Annotated in this window: 1 protein-coding gene; it reads left to right on the top strand. The window is 41.3% G+C overall.

Annotated elements, in window-relative coordinates:
- The coding region (locus tag AC1M9P_RS14680; protein ID WP_481588100.1) for a GA-like domain-containing protein at nucleotides 1-230 on the top strand (230 nt) is incomplete at both ends.

Raw genomic sequence — 230 nt, forward strand, 5'->3', positions numbered from 1 at the left:
GTAGAGGCAATTGCTGCTAAAAATGGTGTGATCAGTCCAGCAACGCAAGCTCAATTACAAGCGATCAAAGATCAATTAGATGCGTTGAAAGGTACAGCACAAGGATTGGTAGATGCATTACCTGAATCAGCAGCTAAAAATAGCTTAGATGCTCGTTTAGATGCTCTAGATACAGTTGTACCAGCAGTGAACGATACAGATAGCAATGGTATTGCTGATGATGTTGATGC

The sequence above is a fragment of the Acinetobacter sp. 25-47-122 genome (genome assembly GCF_056779695.1).